Genomic DNA, 20521 nt, shown 5'->3' on the forward strand with positions numbered 1-20521 from the left:
GGCAACGGGCTCAGAATAGCTCCGACAGCACGGATTATACCCTCGCGGATATAACACCCGTCGTGACTGACTTACTGCTAACTCGCCACCTGACTTCTGACGACTTCTTCCGCGCGCGCTCACGCTCAGAGGCGCAACTGCGCAATGCTTTGATTCAGAGACGGAGTCCGCAGGACATCTCGGGGTCTCCCCTGCCGTCGGACAGCACGACCGAGAGCCGCGAGACGACGTCGAGCAAGGCCTCACGAGACTCCGACCACTCTGAGCCACACTGGGCACCGCCGCCGCTGCTTGACGAAGGCGCACATCCTTTTGGGCACATTGTGTCCGGAGCCGACGCCGCGTCGGCCCCATCCACCACAGGCGTTTCCCGCACTCGCAGGGGCAAGGAACGGGCTGCTCGCCCCTATCCGTCGTCGACCCAGTCCTCCGGGCCCTCGCGCGCGCTGTCATCCACCGCCCTCACGCGGGGAGCCACACGATTATTGACCGAACACCAAACCGTAATGGCGCAACTGCCCGAAACCCTTAACAAAAAACAGCGCTCTAATATTTCACGATTTCTGCGCCATCTCGAGCATCAGGGTCAGCACTGGTCCGCGCTGGCGCCTGCTGCGGGCGACAGGCGCCCAGCAGCGTTGGAGGCGGTGGTCAATACGGCCATTAAAGACCACAGACTTAACACAGGCACGCGCGGGGCACTTAACCACGGCTTCAACCTGGTTCTGCAGGCGCCTTCCGGTCGGGTCCAACTGGCACCTGTGCAGCCCGAACACCAAACAGTGATGGCGCAACTACCCGAAAGCCTTGACCTGCCATACCGCTATAATATTTCACGATTTCTGTGCCATCTCGAGCAGCAGGATCAGCGCTGGTCCGCGCTGGCGCCTGCTGCCGGCGACAGGCGCCCAGCAGCGTTGGAGACGGTGGTCAACACAGCCATTAAGGACCACAGACTTCACCCAAGCACGCGCGCGGCACTTAACCACGGCTTCAACCTGGCTCTAGTGGCGCCTTCCGGTCGGGTCCGACTGGCACCATTACTGGCCGAACACCAAACAATGATGGCGCAACTGCCCCAAACCCTTACCCGGTCATACCGCTCTAAAATTTCACGATTTCTGTGCCATCTCGAGCAGCAGGATCAGCGCTGGTCCGCGCTGGCGCCTGCTGCGGACGAAGTGCGCCCACTAGCGTTGGAGGCGGCGGTCAATACAGCCATGCAGCACCACGGACTTCACATAAACACGCGCATGGCACTTAACCAGGGCTTCAACCTGGCTCTGCGGGCCCCTTCCGGTCGGGTCCGACTGACACCTGGGCTGCCCGAACACCAAACAGTCATGGCGCAACTGCCCAAAACCCTTACCCAGTCATACCGCTCTAATATTTCACGATTTCTGTACCATCTCGAGCAGCAGGATCAGCGCTGGTCCACGCTGGCGCCTGCCGCGGATGAAGAGCGCCCACTAGCGTTGGAGGCGGCGGTCAATACGGCCATGCAGCACCACGGACTTGACGAACGCACGCGCACGGCAATTAACCGGGTCTTCAAGTTGAAGCTGAAGGCATCCTCATAGGCGATAAGGCTTGCGCGACGCCGGTAGAAGGCGATGGTTGTTATCGCTGCATACTGGTTCTCTAAGGGGCTCACCAGGGTCATGCCCAGATGTGGGGACATTCACTCATGGGATCTGTAACTACTTGTCGGCATTGAAAGTCCGGAGACAACGTGGCAGGTGTGCACGGCGCTTGCGAAGCAAATGTCCTGATTTTTGCCTTATCTCGGCATGCCCCCTAGCCCTCGCTGGGTACGGGGGTAGCCCCCATTCAGCCGGAGCGCCCCATCGACTTTCCCGTGCCCTGGGAACCCAACTCGCCCCCAGACCACCCAACAGGCTATGCACGTGGCCGTGGCTTGCATTCGGTCGAACGATCTTTGGCAGGAGACTGCCTGCTATTCGTCCCTAAAGGAGAGAAGAGTGCGCCCCCTTTCCCCATATTCTGCATACCTCGCCAACTTCGCTGCATCGGCCCCGGCTCCCAATGCCACCCACCCACCTAGCGATTTAGCGCCACTGGAAGTCTCTACGCAATCGGCTTTTGGACCAGATCATTTGCCGAACACCACAGAGGACGTGCAACAGCACCTTCCTGCCGAGTTCACGGGCTCATCGCGCAGAGAGCTCTCACCTTTTTCAAAGGACTATCTGCATTCATTGCCGTCCGAGGACTACGCTCTACCCACCCCAAAGACGGTTGTGCTGGAGAAGTTGAATCGACAACGGGCTCAGAATAGCTCCGACAGCGCGAATTATACCCTCGCGGATATAACACCCGTCGTGACTGACTTACTGCTAACTCGCCACCTGACTTCTGAAGATTTCCTCCGCGCGCGCTCACGCTCAGAAGCGCAACTGCGCAGTGCTTTGATTCAGAGACGGAGTCCGCAGGACATCTCGGGGACCGAGAGCCGGGAGGCGACGTCGAGCAAGGTCTCACGAGACCCCGACCACTCTGAATCATACCGGGCACCGCCGCTGCTTGACGAAGGCGCACATCCTTTTGGGCACATTGTGTCCGGAGCCGGCGCCGCATCGACCCCATCCACCACAGGCGTTTCCCGCACTCGCAGGGGCAAGGGACGGGATGCTCGCCCCTATCCGTCGTCGACCCAGTCCTTCGGCCCCACGCGGGGCGCCACACCATTACTGGCCGAACACCGAACCGTGATGGCGCAACTACCCGAAATCCTTAACCCGAGATACCGCTCTGCGATTTCACGATTTCTGCGCCATCTCGAGCAGCAGAATCAGCGCTGGTCCGCGCTGGCGCCTGCTGCAGGCGGAGAGCACACAGCAGCGTTGGAGGCGGCGGTCAATACCGCCATTAAGGACCACGGACTTCAAACAAGCACGCGCGCGGCACTTAACCACGGCTTCAACCTGGCTTTAGTGGGGCTTTCCGGTCAGGTCCGACTGACACCTGTGCTGCCCGAACACCAAACAGTAATGGCGCAACTGCCCGAAAGCCTTAACAAAAAACAACGCTCTAATATTTCACGATTTCTATGCCACCTCGAGCAGCAGGATCAGCGCTGGTCCGCGCTGGCGCCTGCTGCGGACGACATGCGTCCAGCAGCGTTGGAGACAGCGGTCAATACGGCCATGCAGGACCACGAACTTGACCCAAACACGCGCGCGGCCCTTAACCACGGCTTCAACCTGGCTCTAGTGGCGCCTTCCGGTCGGGTCCGACTGGCACCTGCGCTACCCGAACACCAAACAATGATGGCGCAACTGCCCCAAAGCCTTAGCCGGTCGTACCGCTCTAAAATTTCACGATTTCTGTGCCATCTCGAGCAGCAGGATCAGCACTGGTCCGCGTTGGCGCCTGCTGCGGGAGAAAAGCGCACAGCAGCGTTGGAGGCGGCGGTCAATACGGCCATGCAGGACCACGGACTTCACATAACCACGCGCGCGGCCCTTAACCAGGGCTTCAACCTCGCTCTAGTGGGACCTTCCGGTCGGGTCCAACTGACACCTGGGCTGCCCGAACACCAAACAGTCATGGCGCAACTGCCCAAAACCCTTAACCAGTCATACCGCTCTAATATTTCACGATTTCTGTGCCATCTCGAGCAGCAGGGTCAGCGCTGGTCCACGCTGGCGCCTGCCGCGGGTGAAGAGCGCCCACTAGCGTTGGAGGCGGCGGTCAATACGGCCATTAAGAACCACGGACTTGACGAACGCACGCGCACGGCAATTAACCGGGGCTTCAAGTTGAAGCTGAAGACATCCTCATAGGCGATAAGGCTTGCGCGACGCCGGTGGCAACGGTTGTTATCACTGCATGCTCGTCCTCTAGGGGGGGGCTCACCAGGGTCATGCCCAGATGAGGGGACATTCACTCATGGGATCTGCAACTATTTGTCGACATTGAAAATCCTGAGACAACGCGATAGGCGTGCGCGGCGCTTGCGAAGCAAATGTCCTGATTTTTGCCTTATCTCGGCATGCCCCCTAGCCCTCGCGGGGTACGGGGGTAGCCCCCATTCAGCCGGAGCGCCCCATCGACTTTCCCGTGCCCTGGGAACCCAACTCGCCCCCAGACCACCCAACAGGCTATGCACGTGGCCGTGGCTTGCATTCGGTCGAACGATCTTGGCAGGAGACTGCCTGCTACTCGTCCTCAAAGGAGAAAAGAGTGCGCCCCCTTCCCCCGTATTCTGCATACCTCGCCAACTTCGCTGCATCGGCCCCGACTCCCAATGCCTCCCACCCACCAGGAGGCCCTAGCGATTTAGCGCCATTGGAAGCCTCTACGCAATCGGCTTTTGGACCAGATCATTTGCCGAACACCATAGAGGGCGTGCAACAGCACCATTCAAACCTTGCTTGCGGCTCGTCGAGGCAATCAACACCCCAACCCGCCGAGCTCACGGGCTCATCGCGCAGAGAAGTCTCACCCTCCTCAAAGGACTATCTGCATTCATTGCCGTCCGAGGACTACGCTCTACCCAACCCAAAGACGGTTGTGCTGGAGAAGTTGAATCGGCAACGGGCTCAGAATAGCTCCGACAGCACGGATTATACCCTCGCGGATATAACACCCGTCGTGACTGACTTATTGCTAACTCGCCACCTGACTTCTGAAGACTTCTTCCGCGCGCGCTCACGCTCAGAAGCGCAACTGCGCAGTGCTTTGATTCAGAGACGGAGTCCGCAGGACATCTCGGGGACCGAGAGCCGGGAGACAGCGTCGAGCAAGGCCTCACGAAACTCCGACCACTCTGAATCATACTGGGCACCGCCGACGCTGCTTGACGAAGGCGCACATCCTTTTGGGCACATTGTGTCCGGAGCCGACGCCGCGTCGCCCCCATCCACCTCAGGTGTTTCCCGCACTCGCAGGGGCAAGGAACGGGCTGCTCGCCCCTATCCGTCGTCGACGCAGTCCTCTGGCCCCTCGCGCGCGCTGTCAGCCACCGTCCCGACGCGGGGAGCCACACCATTATTGACCGAACACCAAACCGTGATGGCGCAACTGCCCGAAAGCCTGAGCGGGCGATACCGCTCTGCGATTTCACGATTTCTTTGCCATCTCGAGCAGCAGGATCAGCGCTGGTCCACGCTGGCGCCTGCTGCGGACGAAAAGCGCACAGCAGCGTTGGAGGCGGCGGTCAATACCGCCATTAAGGACCACGGACTTAACATAACCACGCGCGCCGCACTTAACCACGGCTTCAACCTGGTTCTGCTGGGCCCTTCCGGTCGGGTCCGACTGAAACCATTACTGGCCGAACACCAAACAGTGATGGCGCAACTGCCCGAAAGCCTTGACCGGAGACAGCGTTCTAGTATTTCACGATTTCTGTGCCATCTCGAGCAGCAGGATCAGCACTGGTCCGCGCTGGCGCCTGCGGCGGGCGAAAAGCGCCCACTAGCGTTGGAGGCGGCGGTCAATACGGCCATTAAGCACCATGGACTTGACCCAAACACGCGCGCGGTACTTAACCAGAGCTTCAATTTGCTTTTGCTGGGGCCTTCCGGTCAGGTCCGACTGGCACCTGTACAACCTGAACACCAAATAGTGATGGCGCAACTGCCCGACACCCTTAACTCGAAACAGCGCTCTAATATTTCACGATTTCTGTGCCATCTCGAGCAGCAGGGTCAGCACTGGTCCGCGCTGGCGCCTGCCGCGGGCGACAGGCGCCCAGCAGCGTTGGAGGCGGCGGTCAATACGGGCATACAGGACCACGGACTTGGCGAAAGCACACGCGCGGCACTTAATCAGGGCTTCAACCTCGCTCTAGTGGGACCTTCCGGTCGGGTCCAACTGACACCTGTGCTGCCCGAACACCAAACAGTCATGGCGCAACTGCCCAAACCCTTTGCCCAGTGATACCGCTCTAATATTTCATGATTTCTGTACCATCTCGAGCAGCAGGATCAGTGCTGGCGCCTTTTGCGGACGACATACGCCCAGCAGCGTTGGAGGCGGCGGTCAATACGGCCATTAAGGACCATGGACTTGCCTCACACACGCGCGCGGCAATTAACCGGGGCTTCATGTTGAAGCTGAAGGCGCCTTCTTGGCGATAAGGTGCGGATTCCACGACCACTTGGACAGTGATCTGTCACTGATCCGACCCAAGCCAAGGCAGGTAGCGACCTCTTTTATTGAAGCGAAGAGGTCATCTTGAAGCGTATATCCATGCGTAAAATCCGAGAGGTACTACGCCTAAAGTTCGGTGCCGGCAATTACCTGCACCGTTTCAACGCTTGCGGGCTGACTTGACCGACATCGTTATCAGGCGCCGAACTGGAGCAATGTCTGTTCCCGCCTGCACCGACGGTTCCAAGCGATCAGCGTCCGATGCATCGGCGCATACTGAACTACGCCGCCTCGATATAAAATGGGCTATCTAGGTTGATGTGGTCATGCGCCAGGAGCACCGCGCAGGTGAAAAGCTGTTCGTTGACTCCTGCCTGGAAAACATCGACCGCCGCAGCCCGCGTGGCCTGGACAAGACTCTGATCCTGCAACCAGGCAGCGGCCAGTAGCTGCGCGATGGCCTGAACCTGATCATCGGCGGCCCGACTGACGAGGGCAAAACATGGCTCGCCTGCGCTCTGGCCCACGGCGACGGTCGCTTCGCGAAAATGATGGCGGGTTATGCCAAGACCGATTTGCTGATCCTGAACGACTGGGGCCTGGCACCGTTTACCGCTGCGCAACGGCGCGACATGCTCGAGCTGCCGAACGACCATTACGGCAACCGCTCGACGCCGGTGACCAACCGGATGCCGGTGGACAAATGGCATGTACTGATCGGCCAGTCATTCAGCCGGACTGCCATCGACTTTCCCCCCGTGCCCTGGAACCCAACTCGCCCCCAGACCACCCAACAGGCTATGCACGTGGCCGTGGTTTGCATTCGGTCGAACGATCTTTGGCAGGAGACTGCCTGCTATTCGTCCCCAAAGGAGAAAAGAGTGCGTCCCCTTACCCCGTATTCTGCATACCTCGCCAACTTCGCTGCATCGGCCCCGGCTCCCAATGCCACCCACCCACCCGGAGGCCCTGGCGATTTAGCGCCATTGGAAGCCTCTACACAATCGGCTTTTGGACCAGATCATTTGCCGAACACCATAGAGGACGTGCAACAGCACCTTCCTGCCGAGTTCACGGGCTCATCGCGCAGAGAGCTCTCACCCTCCTCAAAGAACTATCTGCATTCATTGCCGTCCGAGGACTACGCTCTACCCAACCCAAAGACGGTTGTGCTGGAGAAGTTGAATCGGCAACGGGCTCAGAATAGCTCCGACAGCACGAATTATACCCTCGCGGATATAACACCCGTCGTGACTGACTTACTGCTAACTCGCCACCTGACTTCTGAAGATTTCCTCCGCGCGCGCTCACGCTCAGAAGCGCAACTGCGCAGTGCTTTGATTCAGAGACGGAGTCCGCAGGACATCTCGGGGCCGTCCCTGCCGTCGGGCAGCACGACTGAGAGCCGGGAGGCGACGTCGACCAGGGCCTCACGAGACTCCGATCACTCTGAGCCACACTGGGCACCGCCGCCGCTGCTTGACGAAGACGCACATCCTTTTGGGTACATTGTGTCCGGAGCCGACGCCGCGTCGGCCCCATCCACCTCAGGCGTTTCCCGCACTCGCAGGGGCAAGGAACGGGCTGCCCCCCCCTATCCATCGTCGACCCAGCCCTCTGGCCCCTCGCGCGCGCTGCCATCCACCGCCCCCACGCGGCGAGTCGGATCATTACTGGCCGAACACCTAACCGTGATGGCGCAACTGCCCAAAACCCTTGACCGGTCGTACCGCGCTAAAATTTCACAATTTCTGCGCCATCTCGAGCATCAGGGTCAGCACTGGTCTGCGCTGGCGCCTGCTGCGGGCGACAGGCGCCCAGCAGCGTTGGAGGCAGTGGTCAATACGGCAATTCAGGAAAAAAGACTTGACCCCGGCACGCGCGCGGCCCTTAACCTGGGCTTCAACCTGGCTCTGCTGGCGCCTTCAGGTCGGGTCCGACTGAAACCATTACTGGCCGAACACCAAACAGTGATGGCGCAACTGCCCGAAAGCCTTGACCGGAGACAGCGTTCTAGTATTTCACGATTTCTGTGCCATCTCGAGCAGCAGGATCAGCTCTGGTCCGCACTGGCGCCTGCTGCGGAAGAAGTGCGCCCAGCAGCGTTGGAGACGGCGGTCAATACCGCCATGCAGCACCACGGACTTGACGAAGGCACGCGCGCGGCCCTTAACCAAGGCTTCAACCTGGTTCTGCAGGGGCCTTCCGGTTACGTCCGACTGGCACCTGCGCTGCCCGAACACCAAACAGTGATCGCGCAACTGCCCCAAACCTTTGACCATCGATACCGCTCTTATATTTCACGATTTCTGTACCTTCTCGAGCAGCAGGATCAGCTCTGGTCCGCACTGGCGCCTGCTGCGGGCGAAAAGCGCCCAGCAGCGTTGGAGGCGGCGATCAATACGGCAATTCAGGAAAAAAGACTTGACCCCGGCACGCGCGCGGCACTTAACCATGGCTTCAACCTGGCTCTAGTGGGGCCTTCCGGCCGGCCCCAGCTGACACCTGTGCAGCCCGAACACCAAACAATGATGGCGCAACTGCCCGAAAGCCTTGGCCGGTCGTACCGCTATTGTATTTCACGATTTCTGTGCCATCTCGAGCGGCAGGATCAGCGCTGGTCCGCGCTGGCGCCTGCTGCCGGCGAAAAGCGCCCACTAGCGCTGGAGGCGGCGGTCAATACGGCCATTAAGGACCATGGACTTGCCTCACACACGCGCGCGGCAATTAACCGGGGCTTCATGTTGAAGCTGAAGGCGCCTTCTTGGCGATAAGGTGCGGATTCCACGACCACTTGGACAGTGATCTGTCACTGATCCGACCCAAGCCAAGGCAGGTAGCGACCTCTTTTATTGAAGCGAAGAGGTCATCTTGAAGCGTATATCCATGCGTAAAATCCGAGAGGTACTACGCCTAAAGTTCGGTGCCGGCAATTACCTGCACCGTTTCAACGCTTGCGGGCTGACTTGACCGACATCGTTATCAGGCGCCGAACTGGAGCAATGTCTGTTCCCGCCTGCACCGACGGTTCCAAGCGATCAGCGTCCGATGCATCGGCGGGTCATGCGCCAGGAGCACCGCGCAGGTGAAAAGCTGTTCGTTGACTCCTGCCTGGAAAACATCGACCGCCGCAGCCCGCGTGGCCTGGACAAGACTCTGATCCTGCAACCAGGCAGCGGCCAGTAGCTGCGCGATGGCCTGAACCTGATCATCGGCGGCCCGACTGACGAGGGCAAAACATGGCTCGCCTGCGCTCTGGCCCACGGCGACGGTCGCTTCGCGAAAATGATGGCGGGTTATGCCAAGACCGATTTGCTGATCCTGAACGACTGGGGCCTGGCACCGTTTACCGCTGCGCAACGGCGCGACATGCTCGAGCTGCCGAACGACCATTACGGCAACCGCTCGACGCCGGTGACCAACCGGATGCCGGTGGACAAATGGCATGTACTGATCGGCCAGTCATTCAGCCGGACTGCCATCGACTTTCCCCCCGTGCCCTGGAACCCAACTCGCCCCCAGACCACCCAACAGGCTATGCACGTGGCCGTGGTTTGCATTCGGTCGAACGATCTTTGGCAGGAGACTGCCTGCTATTCGTCCCCAAAGGAGAAAAGAGTGCGTCCCCTTACCCCATATTCTGCATACCTCGCCAACTTCGCTGCATCGGCCCCGACTCCCAATGCCACCCACCCACCAGGAGGCCCTAGCGATTTAGCGCCATTGGAAGCCTCTACACAATCGGCTTTTGGACCAGATCATTTGCAGAACACCACAGAGGACGTGCAACAGCACCTTCCTGCCGAGTTCACGGGCTCATCGCGCAGAGAGCTCTCACCCTCCTCAAAGAACTATCTGCATTCATTGCCGTCCGAGGACTACGCTCTACCCAACCCAAAGACGGTTGTGCTGGAGAAGTTGAATCGGCAACGGGCTCAGAATAGCTCCGACAGCACGAATTATACCCTCGCGGATATAACACCCGTCGTGACTGACTTACTGCTAACTCGCCACCTGACTTCTGACGACTTCTTCCGCGCGCGCTCACGCTCAGAGGCGCAACTGCGCAATGCTTTGATTCAGAGACGGAGTCCGCAGGACATCTCGGGGTCTCCCCTGCCGTCGGACAGCACGACCGAGAGCCGCGAGACGACGTCGAGCAAGGCCTCACGAGACTCCGATCACTCTGAGCCACACTGGGCACCGCCGCCGCTGCTTGACGAAGGCGCACATCCTTTTGGGCACATTGTGTCCGGAGCCGACGCCGCGTCGGCCCCATCCACCACAGGCGTTTCCCGCAATCGCAGGGGCAAGAAACGGGCTGCTCCCCCCTACCCGTCGTCGACCCAGTCCTCCGGCCCCACGCGGGGAGCCACACCATTACTGGCCGAACACCGAACAGTGATGGCGCAACTGCCCGAAACCCTTACCCCGAAACAGCGCTCTAATATTTCACGATTTCTGCGCCATCTCGAGCATCAGGGTCAGCGCTGGTCCGCGCTGGCACCTGCTGCAGGCGAAAAGCGCACAGCAGCGCTGGAGGCGGCGGTCAATACAGCCATTAAGCACCTTGGACTTGACCGAGGCACGCGTGCCGCACTTAACCACGGCTTCAACCTGGCTCTGCTGGCGCCTTCCGGTCAGGTCCGACTGGCACCTGTGCAACCCGAACACCAAACAGTGATGGCACAACTGCCCGAAACCTTTGACCATCGATACCTCTCTTATATTTCACGATTTCTGTGCCATCTCGAGCAGCAGGATCAGCGCTGGTCAGTGCTGGCGCCTGCTGCGGAAGAAGTGCGCCCACTAGAGTTGGAGGCAGCGGTCAATACCGCTATACAGCACCACGGACTTAACCCAAACACACGCGCCGCACTTAACCAGCGCTTCAACTTGGCACTAGTGGGGCCTTCCGGTCAGGTCCGACTGACACCTGCGCTGCCCGAACACCAAACAGTAATGGCGCAACTGCCCGAACCCCTTAACCGGAGACAGCGCTCTTATATTTCACGATTTCTGTGCCGTCTCGAGCAGCAGGGTCAGCGCTGGTCCACGCTGGCGCCTGCTGCGGGCGAAGAGCGCCCAGCAGCGTTGGAGGCGGCGGTCAATACGGCTATTAAGGACCACGGACTTGACGAACGCACGCGCGCGGCAATTAACCGGGGCTTCAAGTTGAAGCTGAAGGCACCTTCCAGGCGATAAAGCTTGCGCGACGTTGGTAGAAGGCGACGGTTGTTATCGCTGCATGCTGGTTCTCTAAGGGGGGCTCACGGTCATTCCCAAATGAGGAGACATTCACTCATGGAATCTATAACTACTTGTCGGCATTGAAAATCCTGAGACAACGCGCTAGGCGTGTACGGATTGTCCGAGGTGGCCAGTCATTCAGCCGGACCGCCCCAACGACTTTCCCGTGCCCTGGAACCCAACTCGCCCCCAGACCACCCAACAGGCTATGCACGTGGCCGTGGTTTGCATTCAGTCGAACGATCTTTGGCAGGAGACTGCCTGCTATTCGTCCTCAAAGGAGAGAAGAGTGCGCCCCCTTTCCCCATATTCTGCATACCTCGCCAACTTCGCTGCATCAGTCCCGGCTCCCAATGCCCCCCACCCACCAGGAGGCCCTAGCGATTTAGCGCCATTGGAAGTCTCTACGCAATCGGCTTTTGGACCAGATCATTTGCAGAACACCACAGAGGACGTGCAACAGCACCTTCCTGCCGAGTTCACGGGCTCATCGCGCAGAGAGCTCTCACCCTCCTCAAAGAACTATCTGCATTCATTGCCGTCCGAGGACTACGCCCTACCCAACCCAAAGACGGTTGTGCTGGAGAAGTTGAATCGGCAACGGGCTCAGAATAGCTCCGACAGCACGAATTATACCCTCGCGGATATAACACCCGTCGTGACTGACTTATTGCTAACTCGCCACCTGACTTCTGAAGATTTCCTCCGCGCGCGCTCACGCTCAGAAGCGCAACTGCGCAGTGCTTTGATTCAGAGACGGAGTCCGCAGAACATCTCGGGGCCGTCCCTGCCGTCGGGCAGCACGACTGAGAGCCGGGAGACGATGTCGAGCAAGGCCTCACGAGATTCCGACCACTCTGAATCATACTGGGCACCGCCGACGCTGCTTGACGAAGGCGCACATCCTTTTGGGCACATTGTGTCCGGAGCCGACGCCGCGTCGGCCCCATCCACCACAGGCGTTTCCCGCACTCGCAGGGGCAAGGAACGGGCTGCTCGCCCCTATCCGTCGTCGACCCAGTCCTCCGGGCCCTCGCGCGCGCTGTCATCCATCGCCCCCACGCGGGGAGCTACACCATCACTGGCCGAACACCAAACCGTGATGGCGCAACTGCCCGCTCCCCTTAACCGGTCGTACCGCTCTAAAATTTCACAATTTCTGCGCCATCTCGAGCAGCAGGGTCAGCGCTGGTCTGCGCTGGCGCCTGCAGCGGGCGAAAAGCGCCCAGCAGTGTTGGAGGCGGCGGTCAATACCGCCATTAAGGACCACGGACTTGACCAAGGCACGCGCGCGGCAATTAACCAGGGCTTCAATTTGCTTCTGCAGGGGCCTTCCGGTCAGGTCCGACTGGCACCTGTGCAGCCCGAACACCGAACAGTGATGACGCAACTTCCCGGAACCTTTGACCGGTCGTACCGCTCTAAAATTTCACGATTTCTGTGCTATCTCGAGCAGCAGGGTCTGCGCTGGTCTGCGCTGGCGCCTGCTGCGGGCGACAGGCGCCCAGCAGTGTTGGAGGCGGTGGTCAATACGGCCATTAAGGAGAACATAATTGGCGAAGGCACGCGCGCGGCACTTAACCAGGGCTTCAACTTGGCTCTGCTGGGACCTTCCGGGCAGGTCCTACTGGCACCTGGCTGCCCGAACACCAAACAGTGATGGCGCAACTGCCCGACACCCTTGACCGGAAACAGCGCTCTTATATTTCACGATTTCTGTGCCATCTCGAGCAGCAGGATCAGCGCTGGTCCGCCCTGGCGCCTGCTGCGGGAGAAGAGCGCACAGCAGCGTTGGAGGCGGCGGTCAATACGGCCATGCAGGGCCACGGACTTCACCCAAGCACGCGCGCGGCAATTAACCGGGGCTTCAAGCTGAAGCTGAAGACATCCTCATAGGCGATAAGGCTTGCGCGACGCCGGTAGAAGGCGACGGTGTTATCGCGGCAGGCTGGTCCTCTACTGCCTTGCAAAACAGAGGCGTAGGAGGATCATGGATTGACTGGCATCAATCGATCCCGACCAGGACTGGATCAAGCTCTTGCTGCGGTTCGTTGCGGGGATGCACTCGCTGACCAAAACTCTGACCGCTTAGCCAGGTCCGTCCGGAGCAATGAACCAAAAACCAACGCAAGCCCTACCACTGCCGCTCAACTCCTTCTTCCCAGGCGTCCGCTTCGATAACGCAAACATTCACTCATGGGGTCTGCAACTACTTGTCGGCATTGAAAATCCTGAGACTGCGCGCTAGGCGTGCGCGGCGCTTGCGAAGCAAATGTCCTGATTTTTGCCTTATCTCGGCATGCCCCCTAGCCCTCGCTGGGTACGGGGGTAGCCCCCATTCAGCCGGACCGCCCCATCGACTTTCCCGTGCCCTGGAACCCAACTTGCCCCCAGACCACCCAACAGGCTATGCACGTGGCCGTGGTTTGCATTCGGTCGATCGATCTTTGGCAGGAGACTGCCTGCTACTCGTCCTCAAAGGAGAAAAGAGTGCGCCCCCTTCCCCCGTATTCTGCATACCTCGCCAACTTCGCTGCATCGGCCCCGGCTCCCAATGCCACCCACCCACCAGGAGGCCCTGGCGATTTAGCGCCACTGGAAGTCTCTACGCAATCGGCTTTTGGACCAGATCATTTGCAGAACACCACAGAGGACGTGCAACAGCACCTTCCTGCCGAGTTCACGGGCTCATCGCGCAGAGAGCTCTCACCCTCCTCAAAGAACTATCTGCATTCATTGCCGTCCGAGGACTACGCCCTACCCAACCCAAAGACGGTTGTGCTGGAGAAGTTGAATCGGCAACGGGCTCAGAATAGCTCCGACAGCGCGAATTATACCCTCGCGGATATAACACCCGTCGTGACTGACTTATTGCTAACTCGCCACCTGACTTCTGAAGATTTCCTCCGCGCGCGCTCACGCTCAGAAGCGCAACTGCGCAGTGCTTTGATTCAGAGACGGAGTCCGCAGAACATCTCGGGGCCGTCCCTGCCGTCGGGCAGCACGACTGAGAGCCGGGAGACGATGTCGAGCAAGGCCTCACGAGATTCCGACCACTCTGAATCATACTGGGCACCGCCGACGCTGCTTGACGAAGGCGCACATCCTTTTGGGCATATTGTGTCCGGAGCCGCGTCGGCCCCATCCACCTCAGGCGTTTCCCGCACTCGCAGGGGCAAGAAACGGGCTACTCACCCCTACCCGTCGTCGACGCACTCCTCCGGATCCTCGCGCGCGCTGTCATCCACCGCCCCCACGCGGGGAGCCACACGATTATTGACCGAACACCAAACCGTGATGGCGCAACTGCCCAAAATCCTTGACCGGTCGCACCGCTCTTGTATTTCCCGATTTCTATGCCATCTCGAGCGGCAGAATCAGCGCTGGTCCGCGCTGGCGCCTGCTGCAGGCGAAAAGCGCCCAGCAGCGTTGGAGGCGGTGGTCAATGCGGCCATGCAGCACCACGGACTTGACCCAAGCACACGCGCGGCACTTAACAACGGCTTCAACCTGGCTCTAGTGGCGCCTTCCGGTCGGGTCCGACTGGCACCATTACTGGCCGAACACCAAACAATGATGGCACAACTGCCCCAAACCCTTAGCCGGTCGTACCGCTCTAATATTTCACGATTTCTGTGCCATCTCGAGCAGCAGAATCAGCGCTGGTCAGTGCTGGCGCCTGTTGCGGGCGAAGTGCGCCCAGCCGCGTTGGAGGCGGCGGTCAATACGGCCATGCAGGAGCACGGACTTGACCCAAGCACACGCGCGGCACTTAACAACGGCTTCAACCTGGTTCTGCAGGCGCCTTCCGGTCAGGTCCGACTGGCACCTGTGTTGCTCGAACACCAAACAGTGATGGCGCAACTGCCCAAAACCTTTAACCATCGATACCGCTCTTATATTTCACGATTTCTGTGCCATCTCGAGCAGCAGAATCAGCACTGGTCCGCGCTGGCGCCTGCTGCGGGCGACAGGCGTCCAGCAGCATTGGAGGCAGCGGTCAATACGGCCATTAAGGACCATGGACTTAGCAAAGGCACGCGCGCGGCACTTAACCACAGCTTCAATTTGCTTCTGCAGGGACCTTCCGGTCAGGTCCGACTGGCACCTGTGCAGCTCGAACACCAAACAGTGATGGCGCAACTGCCCGAAAGCCTTGACCGGTTACACCGCTCTGCGATTTCACGATTTCTGTGCCATCTCGAGCAGCAGAGTCAGCGCTGGTCCGCGCTGGCGCCTGCTGCGGACGACATGCGCCCACTAGCGTTGGAGGCGGCCGTCAATACGGCCATTAAGGACCACGGACTTCACATAAGCACGCGCACGGCACTTAACCAGGGCTTCAACCTGGCTCTGCAGGGACCTTCCGGTCGGGTCCGACTGGCACCTGTGTTGCTCGAACACCAAACAATGATGGCGCAACTGCCCACCCCCCTTAACTCGAGATACCGCTCTGCGATTTCACGGTTTCTGTGCCATCTCGAGCAGCAGGATCAGCGCTGGTCCGCGCTGGCGCCTGCTGCGGGCGAAATGCGCCCACTAGCGTTGGAGGCGGCGGTCAATACGGCCATGCAGGACCACGGGCTTGACGAACGCACGCGCACGGCAATTAACCGGGGCTTCAAGTTGAAGCTGAAGGGGCCTTCCAGGCGATAAGGCTTGCGCGACGTCGGTAGAAGACGACGGTTGTTATCACTGCATGCTGGTCCTCTCAGGAGGGCTCACCAGGGTCATGCCCAGATGAAGGGACATTCACTCATGGGGTCTGTAACTACTTGTTGGCATTGAAAATCCTGAGACAACACGATAGGCGTGCGTGGCGCTTGCAAAGCAAATGTCCTGATTTGGCCTTATCTCGGCATGCCCCCTAGCCCTCGCTGGGTGCGGGGGTGACCACCTCATTACCGGACACCCATTCAGCCGGATCCCCCCATCGACTTTCCCGTGCCTTGGAACCCAACTCGCCCCCAGACCACCCAACAGGCTATACACATGGCCGTGGTGAGCATTCGGTCGAACGATCTTTGGCAGGAGACTGCCTGCTACTCGTCCCAAAGGAGAAAAGAGTGAGGCCCCTTCCCCCGTATTCTGCGTACCTCGCCAACTTCGCTGCATCGGCCCCGGTTCCCAATGCCACCCACCCTTACTGGCCGAACACCGAACCGTGATGAAGCAACTGCCCGAAACCCTTACCCCAAGACAGCGCACTAATATTTCACAATTTCTGCGCCATCTCGAGCAACAGGATCAACGCTGGCCCGCGCTGGCGCCTGCTGCAGGCGAAGTGCGCCCAGCAGCATTGGAGGCGGCGGTCAATACGGCCATTAAGGACCACGGGCTTCACAAAAACACGCGCGCAGCACTTAACCACAGCTTCAATTTGCTTCTGCAGGGACCTTCCGGTCACGTCCGACTGGCACCAGTGTTGCTCGAACACCAAACAATGATGGCGCAACTGCCCAAAACCTTTGACCGGGCGTACCGCTCTAAAATTTCACGATTTCTGTGCCACCTCGAGCAGCAGAATCAGCGCTGGTCAGCGCTGGCACCTGCTGCGGGCGACAGGCGCCCAGCGGCGTTGGAGGCGGCGGTCAATACCGCCATTATGGACCACGCATTTCAGACAAGCACACGCGCGGCACTTAACCAGGGCTTCAACTTGGCTCTAGTGGGGCCTTCCGGTCACGTCCGACTGACACCTGCGCTCCCCGAACACCAGACAGTGATGGCGCAACTGCCCAAAAGCCTTCCCCCGCAACAGCGCTCTTATATTTCACGATTTCTGTGTCATCTTGAGCAGCTGGATCAGCGCTGGTCCGCGCTGGCGCCTGCTGCGGGCGACAGGCGCCCAGCAGCGTTGGAGGCGGCGGTCAATACGGCCATTCAGGACCACGGACTTCACACAAGCACGCGCGCGGCACTTAACCACGGCTTCAATTTGGCTCTAGTGGGGCCTTCCGGCCAGATCCGACTGGCACCTGTGCAACTCGAACACCAAACCGTGATGGCGCAACTGCCCGAAAGCCTCTCCGTGAAACAGCGCTCTAATATTTCACGATTTCTGTGCCATCTCGAGCAGCAGAATCAGCGCTGGTCAGTGCTGGCGCCTGTTGCGGGCGAAGTGCGCCCAGCAGCGTTGGAGGCGGCGGTCAATATGGCCATTAAGCACCACGGACTTGACCGAGGCACGCGCGCGGCACTTAACTGGGGCTTCAAGTTGAAGCTGAGGGCGCCTTCATAGGCGATAAGGCTTGCGCGACGCTGGTAGAAGGCGACGGTCATCGCTGCTGGCTGGCCCTCTACTGCCTTGGCAAACAAAGCGTAAGAGGATCATGGATTGACTGGCACCAATCGATCCCGACCAGGGCTGGATCAGGCTCTTGCTGCGGTTCGTTGCGGGGATACACTCGTTGACCAAAAACCTGACCGCTTAGCCAGGTCCGTCCGGGGTGCAGCTGATCTCGCAGACTCTCTGATCGCGAGGGATAAAGCTGGCACTGGGGCTTGGGGAGCAATGGTACCAAAAACCAACGCAAGCTTTACCACTGCCACTCAGCGCCTTCTTCCCAGGCGTCCGCTTCGATAATGCAATTGCGCATCTCGGCCTCTTGGCTGATCTCGGTCAACAAATCATGTACCGTCTCATCCAGTGTCTCATCGTTACGATATGGGATGCTCAACGAGTAGTTGCCAGACTCCAGCGGCTTCATACCCTAGGGTTCCAGGCAGTAACGCTCAATGTTCTCCTTTGCCCACTTTTTGCCACGCACGAACTTGCTGTTGTTTTCGAAGGCTAGGCGCAATATGACCGGTCGCGATCCGTTTGGCATCGTCCGCTCATAAACCCCATTCGGCCCAGCGGGCCGACCACGGTAAGCCACGCGTACAGCCGCAATTCGAATTAGATCGCTACTGTGAGCTGCGTTAAAACTCCGTACAACAACCAAGCAGGGGCGACACCTCTCTACCCGTCACACTATTGAGCTGCCGGAAGACTATGGAGTAGAAACGGAACAGGCCCTGGTCAAAGATTGCATGCAAACCTTTATAGAACAACCGCTTGCGAAGCAAACACCCTGATTTTGCCTTATCTCGGCATGCCCCTAGCCCTCGCCGGGTGTGGGGGTAGACACCCATTCAGCCGGAACGCCCCATCGACTTTCCCGTGCCCTGGAACCCAACTCGCCCCCAGACCACCCAACAGGCTATGCACGTGGCCGTGGTTTGCATTCGGTCGATCGATCTTTGGCAGGAGACTGCCTGCTACTCGTCCTCAAAGGAGAAAAGAGTGCGCCCCCTTCCCCCGTATTCTGCATACCTCGCCAACTTCGCTGCATCGGCCCCGGCTCCCAATGCCACCCACCCACCAGGAGGCCCTGGCGATTTAGCGCCACTGGAAGTCTCTACGCAATCGGCTTTTGGACCAGATCATTTGCAGAACACCACAGAGGACGTGCAACAGCACCTTCCTGCCGAGTTCACGGGCTCATCGCGCAGAGAGCTCTCACCCGCCTCAAAGAACTATCTGCATTCATTGCCGTCCGAGGACTACGCCCTACCCAACCCAAAGACGGTTGTGCTGGAGAAGTTGAATCGGCAACGGGCTCAGAATAGCTCCGACAGCGCGAATTATACCCTCGCGGATATAACACCCGTCGTGACTGACTTATTGCTAACTCGCCACCTGACTTCTGAAGATTTCCTCCGCGCGCGCTCACGCTCAGAGGCGCAACTGCGCAGTGCTTTGATTCAGAGACGGAGTCCGCAGAACATCTCGGGGCCGTCCCTGCCGTCGGGCAGCACGACTGAGAGCCGGGAGACGACGTCGAGCAAGGCCTCACGAGACTCCGACCACTCTGAATCATACTGGGCACCGCCGCCGCGGCTTGACGAAGGCGCACATCCTTTTGGGCATATTGTGTCCGGAGCCGCGTCGGCCCCATCCACCTCAGGCGTTTCCCGCACTCGCAGGGGCAAGAAACGGGCTGCTCCCCCCTACCCGTCGTCGACGCACTCCTCCGGATCCTCGCGCGCGCTGTCATCCACCGCCCCCACGCGGGGAGCCACACGATTATTGACCGAACACCAAACCGTGATGGCGCAACTGCCCAAAAACCTTAGCTCGCAACAGCGCTCTAATATTTCAGGATTTCTGCGCCATCTCGAGCAGCAGGGTCAGCGCTGGTCTGCGCTGGCACCTGCTGCGGGTGAAGAATGCCCAGCAGCGTTGGAGGCGGCGGTCAATACGGCCATTAAGGACCACAGACTTCACACAAGCACGCGCGCGGCACTTAACCACGGCTTCAACCTGGTTCTAGTGGCGCCTTCCGGTCAGGTCCGACTGGCACCTGTGCAGCCCGAACACCAAACAGTGATGGCGCAACTGCCCAAAATCCTTGACCGGTCGTACCGCTCTAAAATTTCACGATTTCTGTGCCATCTCGAGCAGCAGGGTCAGCGCTGGTCCGCCCTGGCGCCTGCTGCGGGCGACAGGCGCCCAGCAGTGTTGGAGGTGGCGGTCAATACGGCCATTAAGGACCACGGACTTGACTCAAACACGCGCGCGGCCCTTAACCTGAGCTTCAATTTGCTTCTGCAGGGGCCTTCCGGTCAGGTCCGACTGGCACCTGTGTTGCTCGAACACCAAACAGTGATGGCGCAACTGCCCACCCCCCTTAACTCGAGATACCGCTCTGCGATTTCACGGTTTCTGTGCCATCTCGAGCAGCAGAATCAGCGCTGGTCCACGCTGGCGCCTGCTGCGGGAGAAGAGCGCACAGCAGCGTTGGAGGCGGCGGTCAATACGGCTATTAAGGACCACGGACTTGACGAACGCACGCGCGCGGCAATTAACCGGGGCTTCAAGTTGAAGCTGAAGGCACCTTCCAGGCGATAAGGCTTGCGCGACGCTGGTAGAAGGCGACGGTAGTTATCGCTGCATGCTGGTCCTCTAAGGAGGGCTCACCAGGGTCATGCCCAGATGAACATAGGTATCTACACATCTCCCGATCCTGGTCTATGATCCTGGTCTATAAAGAGACGGCATGGATATCAAATGACCGGGCTAGATGCCCGACTGATAAAACGATACGACGAGCTAGTCATGAGACACAGTAATGGACTACCGGTTCTGGCCGCCGGGATGAAAGCC

Annotated in this window: 11 protein-coding genes and 7 pseudogenes; 17 read left to right on the forward strand and 1 reads right to left on the reverse strand. The window is 59.4% G+C overall.

Annotated elements, in window-relative coordinates; genetic code table 11:
- The first annotated feature begins 485 nt into the window (after positions 1-485).
- The 15 genes and pseudogenes from PSH69_RS20120 to PSH69_RS20190 all read left to right on the forward strand — a co-directional run.
- A complete protein-coding gene (locus PSH69_RS20120) occupies positions 486-1580 on the forward strand; it encodes a hypothetical protein (RefSeq protein ID WP_305409577.1) in 1095 nt (364 codons plus the stop codon).
- A gap of 1152 nt (positions 1581-2732) precedes the next feature.
- On the forward strand, positions 2733-3806 hold the full coding sequence (locus tag PSH69_RS20125) for a hypothetical protein (protein WP_305409578.1): 1074 nt from the start codon (positions 2733-2735) through the stop codon (positions 3804-3806).
- A gap of 1210 nt (positions 3807-5016) precedes the next feature.
- On the forward strand, positions 5017-5907 hold the full coding sequence (locus tag PSH69_RS20130) for a hypothetical protein (protein ID WP_305409579.1): 891 nt from the start codon (positions 5017-5019) through the stop codon (positions 5905-5907).
- A 312-nt stretch (positions 5908-6219) separates the two neighbouring features.
- A pseudogene (locus tag PSH69_RS20135) lies at positions 6220-6518 on the forward strand (IS21 family transposase); the annotation flags it as partial.
- 153 nt (positions 6519-6671) lie between these two features.
- Positions 6672-6806: pseudogene (locus PSH69_RS30330) on the forward strand (hypothetical protein); the annotation flags it as partial.
- 1008 nt (positions 6807-7814) lie between these two features.
- The gene (locus PSH69_RS20145; RefSeq protein ID WP_305412901.1) at positions 7815-8894 is read left to right on the forward strand and encodes a hypothetical protein; all 1080 of its coding nucleotides are present in this window, start codon (positions 7815-7817) and stop codon (positions 8892-8894) included.
- A gap of 97 nt (positions 8895-8991) precedes the next feature.
- Positions 8992-9255 (forward strand): annotated as a pseudogene (locus PSH69_RS20150) (IS21 family transposase); the annotation flags it as partial.
- Positions 9256-9408: 153 nt separating this feature from the next.
- Positions 9409-9543: pseudogene (locus PSH69_RS30335) on the forward strand (hypothetical protein); the annotation flags it as partial.
- Between the two features lie 981 nt (positions 9544-10524).
- Entirely contained in the window at positions 10525-11325 is an 801-nt protein-coding gene (locus PSH69_RS20160; protein WP_305412903.1) for a hypothetical protein, read from the forward strand.
- Between the two features lie 1147 nt (positions 11326-12472).
- The gene (locus tag PSH69_RS20165) at positions 12473-13030 is read left to right on the forward strand and encodes a hypothetical protein (RefSeq protein ID WP_305409580.1); all 558 of its coding nucleotides are present in this window, start codon (positions 12473-12475) and stop codon (positions 13028-13030) included.
- Positions 13030-13266 (forward strand): hypothetical protein, encoded by a 237-nt coding sequence (locus tag PSH69_RS20170; protein ID WP_305409581.1) that lies wholly within the window; start codon positions 13030-13032, stop codon positions 13264-13266. The genes PSH69_RS20165 and PSH69_RS20170 overlap by 1 nt, the downstream gene beginning before the upstream one ends.
- Positions 13267-13356: 90 nt before the next feature.
- Positions 13357-13473 (forward strand): annotated as a pseudogene (locus PSH69_RS30340) (recombinase family protein); the annotation flags it as partial.
- 1173 nt (positions 13474-14646) lie between these two features.
- Entirely contained in the window at positions 14647-16026 is a 1380-nt protein-coding gene (locus PSH69_RS20180) for a hypothetical protein (protein ID WP_305409583.1), read from the forward strand.
- Between the two features lie 511 nt (positions 16027-16537).
- A complete protein-coding gene (locus PSH69_RS20185) occupies positions 16538-17611 on the forward strand; it encodes a hypothetical protein (protein ID WP_305409584.1) in 1074 nt (357 codons plus the stop codon).
- Between the two features lie 87 nt (positions 17612-17698).
- Positions 17699-17873 (forward strand): annotated as a pseudogene (locus PSH69_RS20190) (recombinase family protein); the annotation flags it as partial.
- Positions 17874-17909: 36 nt separating this feature from the next.
- On the opposite strand, the gene PSH69_RS20195 reads toward PSH69_RS20190, so the two are convergent.
- On the reverse strand, positions 17910-18080 hold the full coding sequence (locus PSH69_RS20195; RefSeq protein ID WP_305412904.1) for a hypothetical protein: 171 nt from the start codon (positions 18078-18080) through the stop codon (positions 17910-17912).
- 125 nt (positions 18081-18205) lie between these two features.
- Here PSH69_RS20195 and PSH69_RS20200 point away from each other — a divergent pair.
- A pseudogene (locus PSH69_RS20200) lies at positions 18206-18399 on the forward strand (IS481 family transposase); the annotation flags it as partial.
- Positions 18400-19444: 1045 nt separating this feature from the next.
- The gene (locus PSH69_RS20205; RefSeq protein ID WP_305409586.1) at positions 19445-20266 is read left to right on the forward strand and encodes a hypothetical protein; all 822 of its coding nucleotides are present in this window, start codon (positions 19445-19447) and stop codon (positions 20264-20266) included.
- Positions 20267-20521: the final 255 nt, after the last annotated feature.

This window comes from Pseudomonas sp. FP1740 (genome assembly GCF_030687165.1).
Taxonomy (GTDB): Bacteria; Pseudomonadota; Gammaproteobacteria; order Pseudomonadales; family Pseudomonadaceae; genus Aquipseudomonas.

Excerpts from the sequence above, each read along its gene's own strand:
- PSH69_RS20160 (WP_305412903.1), top strand. The coding sequence starts at position 10,525 with ATGGCGCAACTGCCCGAAACCCTTACCCCGAAACAGCGCTCTAATATT.
- PSH69_RS20125 (WP_305409578.1), top strand. The coding sequence starts at position 2,733 with ATGGCGCAACTACCCGAAATCCTTAACCCGAGATACCGCTCTGCGATT.
- PSH69_RS20185 (WP_305409584.1), top strand. The coding sequence starts at position 16,538 with ATGAAGCAACTGCCCGAAACCCTTACCCCAAGACAGCGCACTAATATT.
- PSH69_RS20170 (WP_305409581.1), top strand. The coding sequence starts at position 13,030 with ATGGCGCAACTGCCCGACACCCTTGACCGGAAACAGCGCTCTTATATT.
- PSH69_RS20165 (WP_305409580.1), top strand. The coding sequence starts at position 12,473 with ATGGCGCAACTGCCCGCTCCCCTTAACCGGTCGTACCGCTCTAAAATT.
- PSH69_RS20145 (WP_305412901.1), top strand. The coding sequence starts at position 7,815 with ATGGCGCAACTGCCCAAAACCCTTGACCGGTCGTACCGCGCTAAAATT.
- PSH69_RS20195 (WP_305412904.1), bottom strand. The coding sequence starts at position 18,080 with ATGAAGCCGCTGGAGTCTGGCAACTACTCGTTGAGCATCCCATATCGT.